Annotated in this window: 14 protein-coding genes; 11 read left to right on the forward strand and 3 right to left on the reverse strand. The window is 68.9% G+C overall.

Translation table 11 applies throughout. From position 1 onward, the window contains the following. Positions 1-88: 88 nt before the first annotated feature. The 3 genes from HUA75_RS39030 to HUA75_RS39040 are packed head-to-tail and all read left to right on the forward strand — an operon-like array spanning position 89 to position 4880. Positions 89-1432: a hydroxymethylglutaryl-CoA reductase, degradative gene (locus HUA75_RS39030; RefSeq protein WP_141644670.1), complete on the forward strand. Its 1344-nt coding sequence runs from the start codon at positions 89-91 to the stop codon at positions 1430-1432. Then, positions 1429-3684: an MMPL family transporter gene (locus HUA75_RS39035; protein WP_174489349.1), complete on the forward strand. Its 2256-nt coding sequence runs from the start codon at positions 1429-1431 to the stop codon at positions 3682-3684. Before HUA75_RS39030 ends, HUA75_RS39035 begins: the two co-directional genes overlap by 4 nt. Then, entirely contained in the window at positions 3681-4880 is a 1200-nt protein-coding gene (locus HUA75_RS39040) for a glycosyltransferase (RefSeq protein WP_174459265.1), read from the forward strand. The genes HUA75_RS39035 and HUA75_RS39040 overlap by 4 nt, the downstream gene beginning before the upstream one ends. On the opposite strand, the gene HUA75_RS39045 is transcribed toward HUA75_RS39040, so the two are convergent. Then, entirely contained in the window at positions 4823-6244 is a 1422-nt protein-coding gene (locus HUA75_RS39045; RefSeq protein ID WP_217446486.1) for an NAD(P)/FAD-dependent oxidoreductase, read from the reverse strand. The genes HUA75_RS39040 and HUA75_RS39045 overlap by 58 nt on opposite strands. A 47-nt stretch (positions 6245-6291) precedes the next feature. On the opposite strand from HUA75_RS39045, the gene HUA75_RS39050 reads away from it, so the two are divergent. The 4 genes from HUA75_RS39050 to HUA75_RS39065 all read left to right on the forward strand — a co-directional run bounded on the left by HUA75_RS39050 (position 6292) and on the right by HUA75_RS39065 (position 11117). Further along, on the forward strand, positions 6292-7338 hold the full coding sequence (locus tag HUA75_RS39050) for a squalene/phytoene synthase family protein (RefSeq protein ID WP_174489351.1): 1047 nt from the start codon (positions 6292-6294) through the stop codon (positions 7336-7338). Continuing rightward, the gene (locus HUA75_RS39055; RefSeq protein WP_174489352.1) at positions 7335-9305 is read left to right on the forward strand and encodes a 2,3-oxidosqualene cyclase; all 1971 of its coding nucleotides are present in this window, start codon (positions 7335-7337) and stop codon (positions 9303-9305) included. Before HUA75_RS39050 ends, HUA75_RS39055 begins: the two co-directional genes overlap by 4 nt. 731 nt (positions 9306-10036) lie before the next feature. After that, entirely contained in the window at positions 10037-10357 is a 321-nt protein-coding gene (locus tag HUA75_RS47260) for a DUF6310 domain-containing protein (protein WP_371746303.1), read from the forward strand. Position 10358: 1 nt separating this feature from the next. Beyond that, positions 10359-11117: a DUF5953 family protein gene (locus HUA75_RS39065; protein ID WP_141644664.1), complete on the forward strand. Its 759-nt coding sequence runs from the start codon at positions 10359-10361 to the stop codon at positions 11115-11117. Between the two features lie 30 nt (positions 11118-11147). Here HUA75_RS39065 and HUA75_RS39070 read toward each other — a convergent pair whose 3' ends face one another. Further along, positions 11148-13217, reverse strand: a complete 2070-nt coding sequence (locus HUA75_RS39070; RefSeq protein WP_254628007.1) for a lipoxygenase family protein — start codon at positions 13215-13217, stop codon at positions 11148-11150. A gap of 214 nt (positions 13218-13431) precedes the next feature. On the opposite strand from HUA75_RS39070, the gene HUA75_RS39075 reads away from it, so the two are divergent. The 4 genes from HUA75_RS39075 (at position 13432) to mxcH (ending at position 20450) form a co-directional block, all read left to right on the forward strand. Then, positions 13432-15459, forward strand: coding sequence for a lipoxygenase family protein (locus HUA75_RS39075; RefSeq protein ID WP_174489353.1), 2028 nt, complete (start codon positions 13432-13434; stop codon positions 15457-15459). A gap of 20 nt (positions 15460-15479) precedes the next feature. Beyond that, on the forward strand, positions 15480-16916 hold the full coding sequence (locus HUA75_RS39080) for a cytochrome P450 (protein ID WP_174489354.1): 1437 nt from the start codon (positions 15480-15482) through the stop codon (positions 16914-16916). Continuing rightward, positions 16913-17758, forward strand: coding sequence for a fatty acid desaturase (locus HUA75_RS39085; RefSeq protein WP_174489355.1), 846 nt, complete (start codon positions 16913-16915; stop codon positions 17756-17758). The genes HUA75_RS39080 and HUA75_RS39085 overlap by 4 nt, the downstream gene beginning before the upstream one ends. A 169-nt stretch (positions 17759-17927) precedes the next feature. Continuing rightward, positions 17928-20450: a TonB-dependent siderophore myxochelin receptor MxcH gene (gene mxcH / locus HUA75_RS39090; protein ID WP_174489356.1), complete on the forward strand. Its 2523-nt coding sequence runs from the start codon at positions 17928-17930 to the stop codon at positions 20448-20450. A gap of 60 nt (positions 20451-20510) precedes the next feature. Here mxcH and HUA75_RS39095 read toward each other — a convergent pair whose 3' ends face one another. After that, on the reverse strand, positions 20511-21734 hold the full coding sequence (locus HUA75_RS39095; protein WP_174489357.1) for an MxcI: 1224 nt from the start codon (positions 21732-21734) through the stop codon (positions 20511-20513). Positions 21735-21763: the final 29 nt, after the last annotated feature.

Here is a 21763-nt window from a genome sequence, read left to right on the forward strand (position 1 = left end):
CGTCCGAAAGCCCCAGGGCCCCTGCCCAACGCCGTCGGTCATCACCAGTTCCCATGGTGATTGACGGGCAGAGCAATGGGGGGCGTCTATGTCGGAAGTGGTGGACGAGGGATTGCCGCAAGTCCAACCGGGCACACTGTCCTCTCGCCTGCCAGGTTTCCACCGCCGCACCGTGGATGAGCGCTGGCGGGAACTGGCATTGCGCGGAGATGTCTCACCGGAGGAGCTGCAGGTGCTCAGGGCGCTGGGCGCGCCGACCTTCGACGTCGTCAACCAGATGATCGAAAACGCGGTGGGCGTGTTCGCCCTGCCGCTGGGCCTGGGGCTGAACCTCACCGTCAACGGGCGCGACCACCTGGTGCCCATGGCCGTGGAGGAGCCGTCCGTCGTCGCCGCGGTGTCCTTCGCCGCGAAGGTGGTGCGCGAGGCGGGCGGATTCACCGCCGACGCGGATGCCTCGATGATGATTGGCCAGGTGCAGCTCACCCGCTACGGCACGCCCGAGGTCGCTCGCTCGCGGCTGCTGGCGGGGCGGGAGCACCTGCTCGCCCTCGCCAACAGCTTCCACCCCGCGCTCGAGCGGCGAGGCGGTGGAGCGCGCGACGTGCAGGTGCGCATCCTCCCCGCGCCCGAAGGGCCCCAGGGCGAGCCGCTCTTCATCGTCCACCTGCTGGTCGACACGAAGGAGGCCATGGGTGCCAACCTCATCAACACCATGGCGGAGGGTGTCGCGCCGCTCATCGAGCAACTCACCGGCGGCCGCGTCTTCGTGCGCATCCTGTCCAACCTCGCCGACCAGCGACTGGCGCGGGCCTCCTGTCGCATCCCGCTGGCGGCGCTGGCGGACTTCGGCCTGCCGGGTGAGGACATCGCCGAGGGCATCCTCCAGGCGAGCCGCTTCGCGGAGGCGGACCCCTACCGCGCGGCGACACACAACAAGGGCGTGATGAACGGGATTGATGCGGTGGCCATCGCCACGGGCCAGGACTGGCGGGCCATCGAAGCGGGCGCGCATGCCTATGCGTGCCGAGGGGGCCGCTACGGGCCGCTGTCCCGCTGGACGCTGGAGCAGGGCCACCTGGTGGGCCGCATCGAGCTGCCGCTCGCGCTGGGCATGGTGGGCGGGCCCATCAAGGTGCACCCCGGCGCGCAGCTCGGGCTCAAGCTCCTGCGCGTCACCAATGTGCGAGAGCTGGCCATGGTGTTCGCGGCGGTGGGGCTGGCGCAGAACTTCGCGGCGGTGCGCGCGCTGGGCTCGGTGGGAATCCAGAAGGGGCACATGGCGCTGCATGCCCGGTGCGTCGCGGTGACGGCGGGCGCGCGCGGCGTGGACGTGGAGAAGGTGGCACTGCTGCTGGTGGAGCGCGGCAGCGTCAAGGTGGATACGGCGCGCGAAATCCTCGCATCGTTCCAGGAAGTCCCCGCGCCATGAGCGACGCGACAGCGTCACCCACCCTGTTCGCCCGGCTCGCCAGGGGTGTGCACCGGCACCGGAGCGGAGTGTTGGGGGGCGCCGTCGTGTTCCTGGTCCTGGCCATCTGGGTGCTGCTCCAGGGAGGGCACCTCACCACCGGCACCATCGACGGCATCGAAGCCGCGAAGGCGGAGGCGCTGGCCCGGCCCGCCGCCGCGGGTTCGACGGACCAGACGCTGGCGGTCATCTTCCACCACGACGCCTGGACGGTGGACGAGCCACGCTTCACGAAAGCCGTGGCGGACGTCCTCGCGCGAGTACAGCGCCTGCCCGAGGTCGAATCGGTGGTGTCACCGGTGGGCGCCCCGCCAGCGCTGCGCGCACGCTTCGTGTCTCGCACCGGCCACGACCTGCTGGCCCTGGTGCGGCTCAAGGGCGGTGAGCGCGAGGCCACCGCCGCGTTCCCCGCCGTGCGCGCCGCCGTGGAGGACCCGCGCCTCGACACGACGCTGACCGGCAAGGTGGCCTTCCTCGCCGCGCTCAACCAGTTGTTGGAGCATGACCTGCTGCGCGCGGAGCTCATCTCCTTCCCGCTGGCGCTGCTGGTGTTGCTGTGGGTGTTCCGGACGGTGGTGGCCGCCATGCTGCCGCTGGTGGTGGGCGGGCTCGCTGTCCTCTGTGGCGTGGCGGGCGTGCTGTTGCTCTCGCGCGTCACCAACATGGCGCAGTACACGCTCAACGTCGTCTCGCTCATCGGCTTGGGCGTGGCCATCGACTATTCGCTCTTCATCGTGAGCCGCTTCCGAGGCGAGCTCGCGCAAGGACTGACGACGGAGCAGGCGCTGACGCGCACCCTGGACACCGCGGGGCGCGCGGTGGCGTTCTCCGGACTGGCCGTCACGGTGGGACTGGCGGGACTGCTCTTCTTTCGTGGCTCGTACCTGAGCGCCATGGGACTGGGCGGCGCGCTCGTCGTGGCCTTCGCGGTGCTCTTCGCGCTCACGGTCCTGCCCGCGCTGCTCTCCTGGCTGGGGCCGAGGGTGGACAAGGGACGGCTGCCCTTCGGCCGTTCCACGGGGCGCGGTGGCATGTGGCATGCGCTGGCCACGTGGGTGATGAAACATCCCTGGCTCGTGCTGCTGCCCACGCTCGCGCTCCTGTTGGCCATGGGGCTGCCGTTCCGGCGCCTGGAGCTGGCGGCCACGGACATCACCGCGCTGCCTCCCGACACGGAAGCCCGCCAGGGCGCGGAGACGCTGGCCCGGCTATTCCCACGCGAGGCCGCGACACGGGTGCTGGTGGCGGTGGAGTTTCCGTCGGGTGACCCGTTCACACCGCAGCGGGCCTCCGCCCTCTACGACGCGAGCCGACGGTTCGCGTCGCTGCCCGGAGTCGTGGGCGTGGAGAGCGCGGTGGACCTGTCGCCCGGCATGGACAAGGCCGCCTATCAACAACTGGCCGCCGCGCCCGCGGAGATGTTGCCCCCGGAGTTGCGCGTCGCGCGGGATGCGTACCTCACGGGCAACGTGGCGGTGCTGCAGGTGCTGACGTCCGCGCCCCCCAGCAGTCGTGAGGCGCGGGAGCTGGTCAAGGCGCTGCGCGCGGACCGCTCGGTGGGAGAGGGACGACTGCTCGTGGGCGGGCAGACCGCCACCGACGTGGATGCGACGGCCTTCGTGCGGCATCACACGCCCGCGGCCGTGGGCTTCGTAATGGGGATGACGTGCATCGTCCTCTTCGTGCTCCTGCGCTCGGTGGTGCTGCCCCTGAAGGCCCTGTTGATGAACCTGCTCTCGCTGGCGGGCTCGTTCGGGGCCCTGGTCTGGATCTTCCAGGAGGGGCACCTGCACCAGCTCTTGCGCTTCGAGCCCGGGCCCATCGAGCCGTCCCTGCCCATCCTGTTATTCTGCGCCTTGTTCGGTCTGTCCATGGACTACGAGGTGCTTTTGCTCAGCCGCATCCGAGAGGAGTGGCTGCGCACGGGTGACAACACCCACGCGGTCGCGGAGGGGCTGGAGCAGACCGGCGGGCTCATCACCAGCGCGGCGGCCATCATGGTGGCTGTCTTCGCGGCCTTCGCGTTGGCGTCGGTGGTGGTGGTGAAGGCGATGGGGCTGGGCATGGCCATCGCGGTGGCGCTGGATGCGACGCTGGTCCGGGTGCTCATCGTCCCCGCGATGATGCGACTGATGGGGGACCTGAACTGGTGGGGGCCTGGCCACCATGGGCATCCGCATGCGCGGAGCGAGGGGACGGAGGTGAGGCCATGAACACGCGAGACATGGCGTGGGTCGCGGCGGGAGCGGCGGCGCTGGGTGTGCTGGTCCACGGGCATCGGGGATTGATGGCCGGCCTGCGACGGCGTCCAGCCCCGTCCCCGAGGAAGTTCGAGCCGCCCTCGGTGACAATCATTCGTCCCATCCGGGGACTGGATGTGGAGGCGCGGCAGAACGTCCGCGCGCTGCTGGATTTGGACTACCCCGGTGAGTGGGAGGTGCTCTTCGTCTTCGACAGCGAGGAGGACCCGGCGTTCGCCGTCACCCGGGAGGAGCTCGCCACCTACCCGACGGGCGCGAAGCGGGTGGAGCTGCTCGTGGCGGGCGAGCCGCCCCCGGGACTGACGGGAAAACTCAACGCCATGCAGATGGGCGTGGCGCGCGCGCGGGGCACGCTGCTGGCCTTCAGTGATTCGGATACGCGGCCCGCGCCCGGCGTGCTCACTGCGCTGGTGGGCGCGCTGCTGGAGGATGCACTGACGGGCGCGACGTTCGCTCCCATCTACGCGGCGGCGGAGGAGCCCCTCGCGGGTGACGTGGGTTATGGGCTCCTGGTGAATGCCTGGTACGGCTCGTCGGTCGCGCGCGCGGCGGGGCCTGACGGCGCGCTGCCCTTCATCATGGGGCAGTTGATGGTGTTCCGCCGCGAAGCGCTCGAGGCCATCGGCGGCGTGGGGTGTGCCGCCGGTCAGTTCGTGGATGACATGTACCTGGGGCGCAAGCTGCACGAGGTCGGGTGGAAGAACCGCGTCATCCATGCGCCCCTGCGCATCGTCACGGGACAACTGGAGCTGCGCGAGTTCCTGCGCATCTTCCGGCGCTGGGTCCTCTTCTCGGAGGCGGGCCTGCCCTGGAACTTCGCGCGCCCCAACTGGATACGCGGGGTGATGGGCTGGCTTGCGTGGGGAGGGCTGGCGGCGGCCGTCACGCGACGGGCCTGGGGACATGCGGCCCTGGCGTCACTGCCGATTGGCTTCTCCGTGTGGAGCCAGCTGCGACTCCAGCGGGCCTTCAACGGGCCGCGAATCGCCCCTCGGCACTACTGGGTGCCCGCGGTGCTGCCGTTGCTGGGCGCGGGCGTGGCGCTGTCCGCGCGGCTGTCGCGCGAGGTGGACTGGCGAGGCCGGAGCTATCAGTTGGATGCGAAGGCGCGCCTGGGTGACACCCAGCCCGAGCGGGCCAGCGTGTAGACGGGACGGCGGACGCGGCGATGCCACCAGCTCCCCACCTGCTCCACCGTGCTCGCCACGGCATCCCTCAGGGGCGGTCCGACCGAGCGCAGCAACGGCACGGTGGCTCGGAGGCGACCTTCCTGACGGCGCGACGAGCGCATCGCCACCAGGCCATGGCCGACGACGCACAGGTACTCGCGCGCCATCACCCGCATGCGCGACTCCTCGGAGGCGAGCAGGGCCATGGAGGCGCTGGCGCCCCTCGGGCTGTGCTCCCAGTAGTGCAGCAATCCCAGGCGCAACGCGCGCATGCCTTCGTCCTGACCGGCGCAAGCGTCGTAGAGCGCGGAGGCCAGCGCGACACGGGTGCGCTGGGCCGGCCGCCGCTCCCGTGCGTAGCGTTCGAGCGCGCGAGGGAGGTCCTCCGGGTGGCGGCGCATCGCCTCCTGGAGCGCGCGCGCATCGTGGAAGCACGAGGCCATGCCGCTGCCGGTGAGGGGATGGCAACACGAAGCGGCGTCGCCCACCAGCACTGCGCTCCCCCTCCGCACGGTCTCCGCGAGCCGGTCGTCGTTGGACGCCATGCGCGGAGCCAGTGGCCCCTTCAGCGACTGGAGAATCTCCGAGCGCAGCGCGGGGGGCAGCGTGCGCAGCAGCTCCGGCCGGGCCTTCAACGTCGCCGCGGTGCTGCCCAAGGGAAGGTCGACCATCACCCGCGCCACACCGGGCTGGATGGCGTAGGCCAGCGCGTAGACGGAGCCGCCAACGAACTGATGTCCATGGTCGGGGTGGGGCAGACAGGCGCTGTTCACGGTGACGCCCAGCATGGTGGAGATGCGCGTGAAGCGCTCGACGATGCCCAGCATCCTCCGGACGGGCGACGCGCGTCCGTCCGCGGCCACCAGCAGTCGGGCGCGCACCGTGTGCTCGACGCCGTCGTGGGAGAAGCGAAGACGGACGCCGTGCGCGTCGTTCTGCTCCACGGCCGTCACGCGAGAGTGGGCCTGAAGGGTGACGCCAGGACGCCGGGCCACCGCCTCCAACAGGGGAACGGTGAGCGTGGCGTGCTCCAGCGACACCCCGGTGGCGCCGTGTCCATAGGGAAGGACGACGGTGCGCTCGGGGGCGGAGAAGAGGACCGCGAAGCCTCGCACGGGTTGCGAGGTCCACGCGTCCACGACGTCACCGAAGCCGAGACTGCGCAAGTCACGCACCCCGGTGGGGTGGAGCAGCTCGCCGGAGAGTTGCTTGTGGCGGTCCACGCCCGCGTCGACCAGCAGGACGGACAGCCCCAGCTCGGCGAGCGCCGCCGCCACCGCGCACCCCGCGGGGCCGCCCCCCGCAATCACCACGTCGACATCCCGCACGCAGGCCACCCCCATGACGCAACAACTAGTCATGGACACGACATGACGCAGTGGAGGAAGCCATGGTTGCTCTGGAAGAGTCGTTCTGCCGAACGGTGCTACCCCGGGTCTCCCGGACGTTCGCGCTGAACATCCCCTTGCTGCCCGAGCCCCTGGACCTCGCCGTCACGGTGGCCTACCTGCTGTGCCGCATCGCGGACACGCTGGAGGATGAAGCCCGCCTGCCGTTCCAGGAGGCGCTGTTCGAGGAGCTGGCGAGCCTCGTGGAGCTGAAGCCGGGTTGGGAAGGCCGCGCTCAGGCCTTTGCTCGTCGGGCAGGTGCCGCACTGCGAGCGTCCGCCCCCGAGGCGGAAGTCGAATTGGTCGCGGGGACGTCCACGGTGCTGAAGACCCTGGCCTCGCTCCCCTCCTGGGTCCATCCCCACGTCGCGCGGTGTGTGCGCATCATGACCGACGGGATGAACCAGATTCAGCGGAGGTACGGAGGCGACGGGCCCGTCGTGGGGTTGCCCGACCTCCAGGCGAGCTTCGCTTATTGCTACTGCGTGGCGGGGGTCGTGGGCGAGATGCTGACCGGACTCTTCATCGCTTACTCGCCGCTCGTCACGCCGCCACGTCAGGCCCTGCTCGAACCGAGGGCCACCGCGTTCGGCAGGGCCCTGCAGCTCACCAACATCTTGAAGGACGTGCGCGAGGACCTTGACCACGGAAGGTGCTGGCTGCCGCTGGACCGGATGGCCGCCTACGGCCTGGAGCCCGCCACGCTCGCGCTGCCGAGCCACCGCGCGCGAGCGATGGCGCTGCACTCGGAGCTGGTGGAGGTGGCGCGCCGCGAGCTGGATGAAGCGCTCGAGTACTCCCTGGCGATTCCGCCCGAGGAGCCCGGCCTCCGGCTGTTCTGTCTGTATCCCCTCTTCTTCGCGGTGCTGACGCTCAACGTGGTGGAGGGGAATCCCGCGGTGTTCGACCCCACGCCGGTGAAGCTCGGTCGGGATGCGGTGCGCACGCTGATGCTGCTCACGCAGGAGCGAGTGGCGTCGGATTCCGCGCTGCGAGCGCTCTACGTGGACTGCTCGCAAGCCGCTCAGGGGGTGGAGGCGGTGAGATGATTCAGCGGGCCCGCGACGTGCTTGCCCGGACCCAGGAGGCGGATGGCTCCTGGAAGGGAGACTACAGCGGGCCTCTCTTCTTGAGCCCGGTGTATGTGGCCGGGCTGTATGTGATGGGACGTGCTCCGGACACGCGCACCCGCGAGGGTTTGCTCGCCTACCTTCGCCATCACCAGAACGCGGACGGAGGCTGGGGACTGGACGTGGAGTCACCGAGCCTCGTCTTCACGACGGTGCTCAACTACGTGACGCTGCGGCTGTTGGGCATCGACGCCGATGACCCGGGCCTCTTGCGCGCGCGGGCCTGGTTCCTCCCACGCGGTGGGCCGCTGGGCAGCGGCTCCTGGGGCAAGTTCATCCTCGCGCTGTTGGGCCTCTACGAATACGACGGGCTTGCCCCCACGCCGCCGGAGCTGTGGTTGTTGCCGCGCGCGCTGCCGTTCCATCCATCGCGGCTGTGGTGCCACTGCCGCATGGTGTACCTGCCCATGGGCTGGCTCTATGGCCGCCGGGCGCGCGCCACGGAGACGCCCCTGCTGGCCGCGCTGCGTCGCGAGCTGTATCCCCTGCCCTATGAGGACGTGGACTGGAAGGCGGCGCGAAACAGGGTGGCCGCCACCGATGCCTACACTCCGCGCAGTGCGTGGCTGCGCGCGGTGAACCGCGTGCTCGGGATTCATGAGCGGTTTCATTCCAGGCGGCTCCGCGCCCGCGCGCTGGAGGAGTCACTGGAGCTGATTCGCGGTGAGGACGAGGCCACGCACTCCATCTGCATCGGGCCCATCAACAAGGTGCTCAACGCCGTGGTCTGGCACATCGCCCGACCCGATGGCCCCGAGGTGCGCGCCCACCTGGAGCAACTGCCGGACTACCTCCAGCGCACGACTGAAGGCGTGACGTTCAATGGCTACAACTCCTCGCAGCTCTGGGACACCGCGTTCGCGGTCCAGGCGCTGGTGGCGTCGGGCGACGCGCAAGCACGGGACACCCTCTCGCGAGCCGCGCGCTTCCTCGAGTCCGAGCAGGTGCTGGAAGACTCGCCTCGCGCCGCGCCCAACTACCGACACCCGAGCCGGGGGGGCTGGCCCTTCAGCACGCGCGCCCACGGCTGGCCCATCAGTGACTGCACCGCGGAGGCGCTGAAGGCGTGTCTGCTGCTGGAGCCGCTGGGGCTCAACCGCGTGCCTCGCGAGCGACTGGCGCAGGCCGTGGAGTTCATCCTCTCGCTCCAGAATCGCGACGGAGGCTGGGCCACCTATGAACGCATGCGAGGCCCTCGCTGGCTGGAGCGGCTCAATCCCTCGGACGTGTTCGCCGGCATCATGGTGGACGCAAGCTACGTGGAGTGCACCTCCGCCTGTGTCCAGGCCCTTATCGCGTGGCGCCGGGCACACCCCTCGGCGCCTGTGGGTCGAGCCATCACACGAGGCGTGGACTTCCTTCGTCGCACGCAGCGGCCGGACGGAAGCTGGGAGGGCGCTTGGGGAGTGTGCTTCAGCTATGGCACGTGGTTCGCGGTGACGGGCCTCGTGGCCGGTGGCGTCCGGGCTGGAGACCCCGCGCTGCGCCGGGCGGTCCGCTTCCTCGAAGACCATCAGCGCGAGGACGGCTCCTGGAGTGAGACCGTCCAGAGCTGTCGCGAGCGTCGCTGGGTGGACGGGCCGACGGGACACGCGGTGACGACCTCGTGGGCACTGCTGTCACTCATGGCCGCCGGAGAGGGCGAATCGGAGGCCACTCGCCGGGGAGTGTCGTGGCTGCGCGCGCGACAGGACGGTGACGGCCGATGGCCACCAGAGCCACGGGCGGGCGTCTTCAATCGCACCTGCGCCATCCACTACGACGCCTATCTGCGCGTCTTCCCGCTGTGGGCGCTGGCCGTGGCGGGACGCGAGGAGCACCGTGTTCTCGCGCCCTTCCAGGGCGCCGCGCGCCTCTACCCGGAGACCAGCAGCCTGACTCCGTAGGCCACCCACTCCGCCGATGGCGCTCTCGAGAACCTCATCGCCCATCCCAGGGCGACAGAGGCCTCTCGTCCTTATCAAGTGCTGGCATACTCCAAGGGACCTTGTTGACCTGCGGTACCCGGGCCAGCCTGAAAGGACGTAGCCATGCGTCTCATCGCCGGCACCGCACTTCTGCTCTTCTTGTCGGCGTGCGCCGCATCGGCGCCAGGTTCCAGAGAGCGCGAGCCCTCGAACCCGCGGATCGCCAACCTGCGGCGAGCAGCACAACTGCCGTGGCGTGACGAGGGCCGGTGCGTCGTCGGTGAGGCCTCCCAGCCTTGGCCCGTGCTGGCGGAGCGGTGCTATCCAGCCCTCGACCATGACCGGATCCGTTTCAACGACCGGGCTGGAAGATGCACCGTTGCCTCGGCTGGCACGGTTACCTTGGGAGTCGGCCTCTGTATCTTGGCGGCTCCCGAGATTGTCGTGGGCACGGTAGTCGTCGTTGGTGTCGTGGTGGTGGGCTTCGCCATCAAGGAAGCGCTGGATGCCTATGAACCGCGGGGGAGCAACTCCGAAGAGCCAGAGTCTGTTCTCCAAACGAAGCCCACGCTACAGGACCCCTCCGCGAATCGAACGCCCAAGCCTGAGACATCTGGACAGGATTGGTTTCCCCTGTGCCGACCGATCCACGGGAGCGACAGCGCCGCCCTGAGTGCAGGCCGATTCCAGGGCTACCTCGTGGAGGCAACGTGCCACATGATGTTTGCGCCAACAAGATTCCAGGCAACAGCTTCCCTGGCTTGAACGTACTCATCAACGGCAAGCACTTCGATGCACTCGTCCTCACCACCCGCACGCTGTGGGAGGTCAAGACGGATGATTTCGAACGCCACTCACCTCACTCCCGGAGGTTCTTCGTCAAGATGAAACTGGCCGAGATGCAGCGAGAGGCGCGACTTGCAAAGGAGTGCGGCTTTCACTTCCTCGTTGGAGTTCGCAGCGAGGCTCACAAGGCCGAACTGCGGCTGGCGGATCCTTCTCTCACTGTCGTCGTCATGGATTGGTGTTGAAATGGCATCCAGGCAGAATGACCTGGCCCTCATCGTCTACGCACCGTCCCTCCTGGGCGACGAAGGCCGTGCGCTGGCCATCATCCATGGAATGGAGCGTGCGCTTCCCGGTCTTCACTTGGAATGGACAACCTCTGAAAAGGAGGACCTCATCGCATTGCCCAACCGCGACGAGTGGATCATGGCCAACAGAACGGATGGCGGCTTTCTGTTCCTGCGCAACGACAACGACAAGCACCCGGTCACGATCGCCGGGTGGGAAAACCCGAACGGGCTTGCGGCGGAAGGCCCGCCACACTTCGAAGTCCATGTAGACCTTACACTCGACACTGCTGGTCCCGTTGCCGCCACCGACGTCCTGGAGGCTGTTGCAGAGGGCGCACGTGCGCTGTGGGGGCACGCAACACCGTTCAACGCCGGGGTGGAGATCGCCGAGCAGACAAGCCCCACGCAGGAGGGGTCACCACGCCCTCCCCGGGGACTGCCCGCGCTCAAGCTCCCCGACATGATTCGCTCGCCTGAGATTCCGCACCGTCTCGGATGGCTGAACTACTGGTCGGCCGCTACCGCCCGAGCCATCGGGTTTCCCGACCCGGCCCGGGATGCGGACCTGCTTCTCCGCGCACGACACACGGCGACGGGCGGGTGGGTCGTGCGGCTCACGGACGCGCCGCTCGACCTCGACAACCCCGACCACCTGGCCGCGCTCCTACGGGGTTATGAGCGCTTCCCTGAAATCGGCGGTCGCTCATCTCCCTGACACATCCGTTCCGCAGTGCGCACGTGCCGATCAGATGTTGATGCGCGAGCTGACCGTGCGGACATCCAGACCCAGCGCGGCGAACTCGGCGGCGTGTGCGCGCAACAACTCCACGAACCGGGGGTGCACGTCGGACTCCTCGTTCGCCAGGAGGAAGCCGTAGTTCGTCTTGGACAACATCCACGAAATCCACAGCATCTCCGTGGCCTCCTCCGGCGAGGGCGCGACGTCCAGGTCCGCCTCTGTCGACAGCACCCCGCCCTTCCCCCACCGCAATCCCAGACACGCGTACAACACCTCACCCGCGTCGTCCCACTGGAGATTGTTGGCCCACGCGTGACGGAAGGTCGCGAAGTAGATGACATAGCGACACAGGCGCTTGAGCGCCTCAACCTCCCCAGGCTGGGGAACGTCTGTCCATGTCACGGCGCTGACGGCCTTCGGCGTGGGCTCCACGCTCTTCGCGTCCAGGTCCATGCGCTCGGAGCGCACGAACCACGGCGCGGCCTTGCCCGGCACCGTCGCTCGGAGATAGCGACACACGAAGGCCGGCGCGGAGTGCGCCACCAGGTCGTCCGAGAAGCGCCGAACCTCGCGCCACTCGGCCTCCACCGCCGCGCCGTGCTCCGCGAAGAACGCGTCCACGTGCTCACCCAACAGCTTCCAGAACAACCCCGCCGCGCGCGCGTAGCGGTGTCCCTCGCAAATGGGCGGCGCGGGCTCGAAGCCCTTCCAGTCGTAGCTGCCCATCAGGTGCAAGAGGCGCGACTCCACCGCCCGCTCCACCAGCGCGCTCGCACGCGTGATGTAGCCCGTGGACCCGACGAGAAACCCGTCGGCGGAGCGATTGATGAGCACCACTTCGCGCAGGTGCGGCATGAGCAACCACCGCAGCGGGCTGCGCCGCAGGTTGCGATGCGCGGCGATGGCGTACTGCTCCACGTTGAAGTGACACTGCCCCAGGTGATTGCCCAGCTCCGTGTCCAGCGTCGCGCTCACCCGCGCCATCCGCTTCGCCGCCTCCCAACCCGCACCGTCCGCGGGCGTGTAGCTCCGCCGCGTCACCGGTGAGCCCGGAGCCGTCGCACCCGGCTCGCGCATGCCCAGGATGATGCGCACCGGCAACAGCCGCTCCTCCACCAACCGCAGCCGCACGTCCACGTCCGGCAGACAGTGCACGCCGTCCTGCTCGTACGCGTTCCACGGGTAGTAGAGCCGGAACGCCTTCGCGTCTCCGGGCACCTCCGGGTCCCTGTCGAGGATGCTGGAGAACATGCCGTTGAGCAGCCGCTCTCCAAAGAACGCATCCGTGCGCGTGGAGCCCGGCGACTCGCGCTCCATCCGCACCGTCAGCGCCTCCGGATAGTCCGCCTGAATCTTCTCCAGCGCGGGGGCCTGTCCCAGCTTCCCCTGGAGCAGGTGCCCTCGCTTGATGAGCTCCACGGGCGCCACGGCCTTCAACATCGCAATCGCACGGCCCGGCGCATAGGCCGTGGGCGCCGTCCCCTCCTCCGTCACGAGCAGGCGGGCGAGCGGCGTCGTCGAATCGTATTCCCAGTACGGCAGCCGCAACGTGCCGAAGTCGAAGTGGAGTCCCCCGTGGTCATCCGGCCCCTGCTCGGAGCCGATGCGCCGCCACGTCTCCACCACCTGCCCATCCGGACGGAACGTGTGCTGCGGCTCGAAGAAGCGGACCTCCAAATCGGGCAGGTCTCCCACGCCCGCGTCCTCGGGGTCGTAGCGGACCGAAAACCCACCGTCCGGGTCCGTGAAGCCCTCCCCCAGAAAGTCATCCGGCGCGCCGAAGTCCCGGTCCCACAGCTCCACCTTGACGTGATGCAAGGGTATGGGGCCGTCCGGCCCGTCCTGCTCGAAAACCAGACGTCCCACCGCCACCGCGGGCAACGTGGAGGTGTCCCGCACGGTGCGGCCCGCACGGACCCGAGGTGCGAGCTGACGACTGAACTCCAGCCGCTCCTCCAGCTTCAGCCCCGAGTACCACCGCGCCAGCTCCTCCGCGTCCAACACTTCATTCCGGTCGCTCTCGCGTCCCCTGAACCCGAGAGAGCCCACCCACCGGCGCAGCGCCGCGAACATCATCCCCGTCCCCTGCCCCAGGCCGCGAGCCCACCAGCGCCACCGTCTGTCATCAGCCCCACTTCCACGGGTGTCCCTCACTCATGACAGGGCCACTGGAACCTTCGCGAATTCCGTGCGCTGAGCGACGCCTGCCTCATTCCGTGGGGAGGGTAGCATGGCTTGCAGCCCTCGCTTTCCCCGTCCTACGGTCTGCCCCCGTTCCGTAGAGGGTTCCATGACTGTCGAGTACAAGCTCAAGATTCGCACGAGCGCGAAGCTCGGCGCGGGCACGAACGCAGACATTTTCGTCACCCTGGTGGGCACGCATGGGGAGAGCGGGCCGCACGCGCTGAACAAGCGATTCCACGATGACTTCGAGGCGGGCGCGGAGGAGGTCTACTCCGTGCAGGCCACGGACCTGGGCGAGCTGGTGCTGCTGCGCTTCACCAACACGGGAGGCGTCGCGGCGGACTGGCTGCTGGACCAGGCCCTCGTCACCGCGGAGGGGAAGCAGTGGCGCTTTCCCTTCTTCCGGTGGGTGCAGGGTGGCGCCACGGTGGACGTGCTCGAAGGCACCGCGAAGCTCGCGCGACAGGCAAGCCACGCACGGGAAGCGACCGCGCGGCACGAGCTGCTCGAGCACCGTCGGCGGATGTATCCCTGGCGTTCCGCCGAGGCCACCGCGGGACTTCCTGGCGCGCTCGACTTGAGCGAGACGCGGCCCTTGCCCAAGGACGAGCTGTACCGGGGACTCACGGAGGGAAGCTACGAGGTCGTCATCGCCAAGACGCTGGCGTCCATCAAGCTGCACCTGCCCATGTTGTCCAACGCGTGGAACGGGCTGGTGGACATCTTCGACTTCTTCAAGGGGCTGGAAGTGCCCCAGCTCGCCCCCAGATGGAAGGACGACTACGAGTTCGCGCGGCAGGCCGTCCAGGGCATCAACCCGATGCACATCACCCTCGTCCCCAACGTGCCCCAGGACATGCCGCTGACGGACGAGGACCTGCGCGGCCTCTTGTCCCCCGGCACCACGCTGGCGCGCGCGCTCGACGCCAGACGCATCTTCCTGCTCGACTTCGAAATCCTCGACGACATCCCCATGTACCGGAAGGTCAACGAGGAGGGCATCGAGGAGCGGAGGTGGGCGCCGGCGTCCCGCTGCCTGCTGTACCTGGACGACTCCCGCCAGCTGCGCCCCATCGCCATCCAACTGGGCCGCGACGCGCGGAAGGACCCCGTCTTCACACCCAACGACGGCGAGTACGACTGGCTCGCGGCGAAAATCTACGTCCGCTGCAGCGAGGGCAACACGCACCAGATGGTGAGCCACGCGCTGCGCACCCACTTCGTGGCGGAGCCCTTCGTCATGGTGACGATGCGCAACCTGCCGGACCCGCACCCCGTCTACAAGCTGCTGCGCCGGCACTTCCGGTACACGCTCGCCATCAACGAGGGAGCACGCAAGGGCCTGCTCGCCGAGGGTGGGGTGTTCGATGACTTCATCGCCACTGGCGGCCCGGAGAAGGGCCACCTCCAGCTGGGCAAGAAGGGGTACCAGCGCTGGAAGCTCTCCGACAACAGGCCCCGGCAGGACTTCGAGCGCCGAGGCGTGCTGTCCCCTGACGTCCTGCCCAGCTACCCCTACCGCGACGACGCCCTCCCCTTGTGGGATGCTTTCGAGGATTACGTCGGCGGCGTGCTCAGGCACTTCTACCGGACCGACGCCGACCTCGAGGGCGACACCGAGATGCAACAGTGGTGGAAGGACCTCACCGAGCACGGACTGCCCGTGGACAAGCTGCCCTGCCAGGAGCTGCGCCGCGTGGACGACCTGGTCGACATGCTCACCACCGTCATCTTCACGGTCAGCGTCCAGCACGCCGCGGTCAACTACCTGCAATACGAGCACTACGCCTTCGTACCCAACGCGCCGCTGTGCATGCGTCAGGAGCCGCCCCGTCAGAAAGGCGTCCTGCGCGCGGAAGACATCGCCGCCATGATTCCCAGCAAGTCCCAGACACTCTGGCAGGTCGCCATCGGCCGGGCGCTCTCCAGCTTCGGGGAAGACGAGGAGTACCTGCTGCACGAGTTCGGCTGGCGCGAGGAGTACTTCCACGAGCCCGAGCTGTTGGCCATCCGCGAGCGCTTCCATCAGCGCCTGCGAGAGCAACTGGCGGCGGTGAAGGCGCGCAACGCGCGCGTCGCCGTGCCCTACACCGTCCTGCAGCCCGACAAGATTCCCTGCGGCATCACCGTCTGAGCAGCACCGGAGGCTCCCTCGTGCCGAACCTGCTCTCTCGCGGCCTGTTCAACCTGTTCTTCGGCGCCCGGCGCAAGCCGCTCGCCAGCCTCCCGGGGCCAACGCCGGGCCTGCTGGGCAACCTGGGGGACTTCCTGGGCGTGCAGCCGTGGGAGACGTGCGCTCGCTATGCGCGCGCCTATGGGCCCGTCACCGTCGCGTGGCTGGGGCCCTCCCCCGCGCTGGTGCTCAACGGCCCCGCCATCATCCGCGAGGTGCTGGAGACGCGCAGGCTGGAGTTCGAGAAGGGCAACATCGGCGAGCAGATCCGCGCCTCCGTCACCGACGACACGCCGTTCATCGCGCAGCAGGGTGAGGACTGGAAGCGCAAGCACGGAATGGACCCGCTGGCGCAGCCGTGGACCGCGGCGTGGCAGGCGGCCCAGGTGGAGCCGATGCGGGCTTCCATCGCCGAGTCGGTGGAGGCGGTGCGCCACCAGCCGTCGCTCGACCTGACGCCCATGCTGCGCCAGTTGACGTTCGATGCGTTCTGCGTGGCCACGGTGGGCGAGAAGCTCCCCACGTCCGCGTATGACGACTTCATGCTGCTGGCCGCCGCGGCGGATGCGCGCATCCAGGCGAAGCTGCCCCTGAGGTTCGTCTCGGTCCCCAAGGGCTTCGCCGCGGCGAAGGAGCGCTTCTACGGGCTGTTCGCGGACAAAATCCGCGCGGCGCGACAGGCACCGGCCGCGCACCGGGTGGATTTGATGTCGTGGACGCTGCGGGAGATGCCGGAGCTGGATGACCAGGTGCATGCCAACCTGCTCGGCTCGTTCTTCTTCGGCGGCGTCTTCTCCTCCAGCACCACGCTCGTCGGAGCCTTCCACCAGCTCCAGAAGCACCCCGCCGCCGAGGAGCGACTGGCGCTCGAGTCCGCGCTGCTGGCGGAAGAACCGCTGAACCACGAGCGGCTCGGCGGGGCGCCCTGGGGCGAGGCCGTCGCCTACGAGGCCCTGCGCATCCTCCCCGCCGTCCGCGTCCTCATGCGCCGCTCACCGTCCACCGAGACGCGGCTGGCGGGCGTCATGCTGCCGCCGGAGACGACGCTGATGATCTCCAACCAGCACCTGCACCGGGACGCGACGCACTGGACGAGCCCGGAGACGTTCGACCCGGAGCGCTGGCTGAACGGCGGCGCGGCGAACGACCCGCTGGGCAGCGACTACTTCTTCCCGTTCGGCCGGGGCCCTCGTGCCTGTGTGGCCGGAGACTTCGCGATGGTGTTCCTGCGCACGGCGCTGGCGACCATCAGCGCCCGGGTGCGCGTCCACGTCGATTCGACGGAGCCCTTCGAGGAGGGGTTCTTCTTCGGCGTGGTGCTTCCGAAGGGCGTCACCGGAAAGCTTGTCCCGCGCGAGCGGCAAACCCTCTACCCTCCCCTGGGAGCCCGTCCCACCCCCGCTGTGGAAACCGCATGACATTGTTCCGACATCCCAGAGACCGCATCCCCGTCCTGCTGTTCGCCACGGTGTTCGCCCTGGACCTGACGGTCTACTTCACGGCGAGAAGCTGGTGGCTCCCCCTCCTGTGGCTCGCCCTCTGGGTGATTCCCAAGGGGTGGATCAGCGCCTGGAACCACCACCACCAGCACGTGCCCATGTTCCGCCACGCGCTGCCCAACCGGCTGCTGGAGGTCGTCTTCGGCTTCCAGACGGGCGTGACGTCCCACGCGTGGTTCCTGCACCACGTGGTCGGCCACCACCGCAACTACCTGGACCAGGAGAAGGACGAGGCCCGCTGGAAGCGCGCGGACGGGTCCACCATGGGCGAGGTCGAGTTCTCTGTCATCAACACGCTGCTGGCCTATCCCCGGGCCTACGCCGTGGGACGCGCGCAGCCGAAGGCCCAGCGCATCTTCCTGGCCATGGCCGCGCTCCAGGTGGCGCTGCTCGGCGTGCTGTTCTGGCACAACTGGTACAACGCCCTCTTCGTGTTCCTGCTCCCCATGGTGGCGTCGCTCTACGTCACCGTCTGGGCCACCTACTTCCACCACGTGGGGCTGGAGGCGGCGGAGCACACCCAGGCCTCGTACAACATCGTTCACCGGGGCTACAACCTCATGACCGGCAACCTGGGCTTCCACACCGCCCACCACGCGAAGCATGGCGTGCACTGGTCCCAGCTCCCGGAGCTGCACGCGCAGCTGGCCAAGGACATCCCCACCACCCTCTACCGGCAGCCGGGCATCCCCTTCGTGTGGTCCAACCCGGAAGCGAAGATTGAACCGGGTGAGACGGAGCTGGGCGCCATCGTCCAGTGAGCGGCTTCGTCCCTCACCGCGAGCCCATATGGCCCGGGCTCGCGGGCGAGGGAGCAGCCCCCGGACAGGCGGAGGGCCGCGCGCCTTGACCGCCCCACCGCAATCCCCGATATCCCCCGGGGCGCGCAATTGATATTGCGTCGCAAAACCAAGTAGTCCGGGATTGCGGATGTTCTCACCGGTCACCTCCCTCGCGCTGCTCCTCTCGGTGGCCTCCCCGGCCCCGTCCACGCTGTCTCCCTCCCAGGAGCAGGCTCCGGCGACAGCCACGGCGGAGGCTCCTCCGAGCGATGAGGTCCAGGTGCCTCGGCGCCTCGACAGCGTCGCGGTCCCCTATCCCGAGGCCGAGCAGGCGGCCGGGCGCGAGGGGGAGGTCGTCCTTCGACTCACGCTCGACGAGCAGGGCACCGTGACGGACTCGGAGGTCGTCCGCTCCGCGGGCGCGGCCTTCGACGAAGCGGTGCGGACCGCCAGCCTGTCCTTCAAGTTCGAGCCCGCGCGCGTCCGGGGTGAGGCCGTGGCGTGCCAGATTGAACTGGCCCACACCTTCAAGCTCGACGCGCCTCCGCCGCCCGTCCCTCAGCAGCCCGGCTCCGAGCCCACGGCGACAGCCCCCATCACCGAGGCCACGCCACCGGTCCCCGAGGAGAAGAAGCTGGAGACCACCGTCTCCGCGCGCTCGGACTCGGAAGAGCGACGCCAGTCCGCCGAGGCCGTGAGAGTCGTGAGCATCCAGCGCGCGCGCTCCCGCTCCGGAGACCTGGGCCAGGTGCTCGCCTCGCAGGAAGGCGTGGAGGTGCGGCGCACGGGCGGGCTCGGCAGCACCGCCCTGTTCGCGCTCAACGGCCTTACCGACGACCAGATTCGCTTCTTCCTGGACGGCGTGCCGCTGGACCTCTCGGGCTATCCCTTCGGCATCGCCAACGTGCCCGTCAACCTGGTGGACTCCATCCAGCTCTACCGGGGCGTGGTGCCGGTGCGCTACGGCGCGGACGCGCTCGGTGGCGCCGTCAACCTCGTCTCCTCGCCCCAGGAGGTCGGCGCGCATGGCGCCGTGTCACTCCAGGGTGGAGCCTTCGGCACCTTCCGCCTCACGCTCGGCGGCGGCTACAAGCCCACGGAAGAGGGCTTCTACGCGCGGGCCCACTTCTTCGCCGACACCACGAACAACGACTACTCCGTCGACGTGGAGGCCGTGGATGACCGGGGCAGCCTCCGTCCCGTCACCGTCAAGCGCTTCCACGACGGCTACGAGGCGCTCGGCGGTGGCGTCGAGGCGGGCTACACCGGCCTGTCCTGGGCGGACCGCCTCGTCGTGCGCGCCTTCGGCTCCCAGCACGACAAGGAGTTGCAACACAACCTGGTGATGTCGGGCACGCCGTACGGCGAGGCCCGCTACGACTCCGACACGCTGGGCGCGCAGGTGCTCTACGCGAAGACGCTGTCGCCGAGCGTCCGCCTGGACGTGCTGGCTGGCTACGCGTGGCAGGCCACGAAGCTCACGGACGTGGGTGAGTGGGTCTACGACTGGTTCGGCAACCGCGTCCGTCAGCGCGTCGTGGCGGGAGAGATGGGTGGGACCCCCGTCGACCAGACCGTCTGGCAGCGCTCTCTCTATGGCCGCGTCAACGTGGGCTGGGACGTGGCGAAGCACCAGACGCTGCGGCTCGCCTTCGCTCCGACGAGGACGGCGCGGACCGGTGAGGAGCGGCGCAGGCTCAGCCCCAGCGACCCTGACCGGCTCGCCCCGGAGCGCTCGCAGCTCACCTTCGTCACCGGGCTCGAATACGAAGTCGACCTGTTCGACGACGCGCTGGAGGTCATCCTCTTCGGCAAGGACTACGTCTACCAGGGCAAGGCCGAGCAGCCGATGGAGACGGGGGGCTGGCGGAACAAGGACCGCGAGCTGCATCAGCTTGGAGGCGGCGCGGCGCTGCGGCTCCGGCTGGGCGCGCCCGTCTACCTCAAGGCCAGCTACGAGCGCGCCACGCGCCTGCCGCGCCCCGACGAGGTCTTCGGCAACGGAGTGCTCATCCAGGAGAACCTGGACCTGGAGCCGGAGCACAGCCACAACCTGAACCTGGGCCTCGCCTCCGTGCCGCTGCGCACGAAGCTGGGCAACTTCCGGGGTGAGCTCAACGGCTTCGCCCGCTTCGCGGACAACCTCATCCTGCTCGCGGGGAGAGACCGGGACTGGAGCTATCAGAACGTGTACGCGGCCCGGATTCTCGGCGTGGAGGGCTCGGCCGGGTGGAGCTCACCGGGCGGCCTCTTCAGCCTGGACGCCAACGCCACCGTGCAGAACCCGCGCAACGTCTCCGGCCAGGGCACCTTCGGCACCTTCGAGGGAAGCCGCCTGCCGAACCGTCCGTGGCTCTTCGCCAACGCCACGGCCCGCGTGTCCCTGCGAGGGCTGGCGCTGGCGGAAGACGAGCTGTCCCCGTTCTGGAGCACCCGCTACGTGAAGGGCTTCTTCCGCAACTGGGAGACGCTGGGCACGGTGGAGTCGAAGGAGACCATCGCCACCCAGTTCGTGCAGGCGGCGGGAGTCGGCTACCGCGTCCGGCGAGGCAAGCTCACCGCGGGACTCACCGCCGAACTGGAGAACGTCACCGACGCGCGCGTCTTCGACTTCTACGGCGTCGAGCGCCCCGGCCGCGCGGCCTGGCTCAAGGGCACGCTCGAGTACTGACGGACGTGAAGGACGACGCGCCCGGCCTCGAAAGAAGCCAGGCGCGTCGGGCACGACGACTCAGCGCACCTTCACGAACTGGTACGCCCAGCCCAGCGTCTCGAAGCGCTTCACCGGCGCGCCGCTGACGCCCAGCTCCCAGATGGCCGTCTTGCTGTAGTCGGCCGTGGGCAGCAGCAGGAACGTCCGGCCGTCCAGCGTGAAGGAGTAGTAACCGCCCGCGATGAAGCCGAGTTCTTCAATGGGCGACGCCGTGCCGGCCTCCAGGTTCACCCGCCACAGCTTCCAGTGCAGGCCGCTGGTGATGTCCGTCGCCTTGGTGTTCTCGTCGATGGTCAGGTTCTCGTCGTGGAACACGGCGACGACGCCGGTGCCATTGCCCAGGTAGCGGAACGCCGCCGTCTGGCGGCCGCCCACCATCGAGGAGAGCGAGCGCGTGAAGGTGGTGTCAATCTCCTGCGCCCCGGCATTGATGCGCACCATGCAGGTGGCGGGCGCGGTCTCCTTGAGGACGGGCGCCGCGGAGCTGAACACCCAGTTGGAGAAGTAGATGTTGCCGGCCTCGTCCTGCGTCGCCACGTCGAGCCCGGGGCACGGCGCATCCAGCAGCTTCACCAGACTGTCATCCGCCTTCGAGTAGATGGCGATCTGCGAGGTGGGCAGGAAGTTGAAGTAGCTGCCATCCGTCCAGTAGAACGACTGGAACACATACTCACCGCGCACCACGCGGGCGCGGTCATAGCCCGTCTTCACCACCAGGTCCTCGCGCTCGCGGACCACGCCCGGCACCTCGGCGGGACCGGAGATCTCCATCGTCGAGGGGTTCCAGAGGATGCGCCGGGACTCCTCCAGCGACATGTACGCGCTGGTCGAGTCCACGAACTGGTTGAAGTAGAGCGGCGAGGTGGCAAGGCCGTAGTTGGCGAAGCTGATGCGCCCCGCGTCCTCCAGCGTGCCGTCATCCTTCACCGTGTAGCGCGACACCTCGGGCGCCTCGCCGGCGCCGACGAAGAGCATGCCGTCGACGGCGCCAATCGTCGCGAAGCCAGAGTGCTCGCGGGCCTTCGTCAAATCCAACGCGGTGACGTCCAGCGAGTTGAAGACGCTCACGTACGTGGCGCTGCCGGCCTGGGAGAAGACCGACGTGGCCAGGCTGTACACGGGCTCCTTGGTATCGGACGGGCCCGGCGTCTTCTCGTCGTCGTCTCCGCAGCCCACCAGGGCGGTGGTGAGCAAGAGCGAGGTGGCGGCGGATGCCGTGGCGAGACGGCGGAGGGTGCTCATGATGAACTCCGTTGAGGGGGATGAGGCGT

It is taken from the genome of Myxococcus sp. CA040A (genome assembly GCF_013336725.1).
Classification (GTDB): domain Bacteria; phylum Myxococcota; class Myxococcia; order Myxococcales; family Myxococcaceae; genus Myxococcus; species Myxococcus llanfairpwllgwyngyllgogerychwyrndrobwllllantysiliogogogochensis.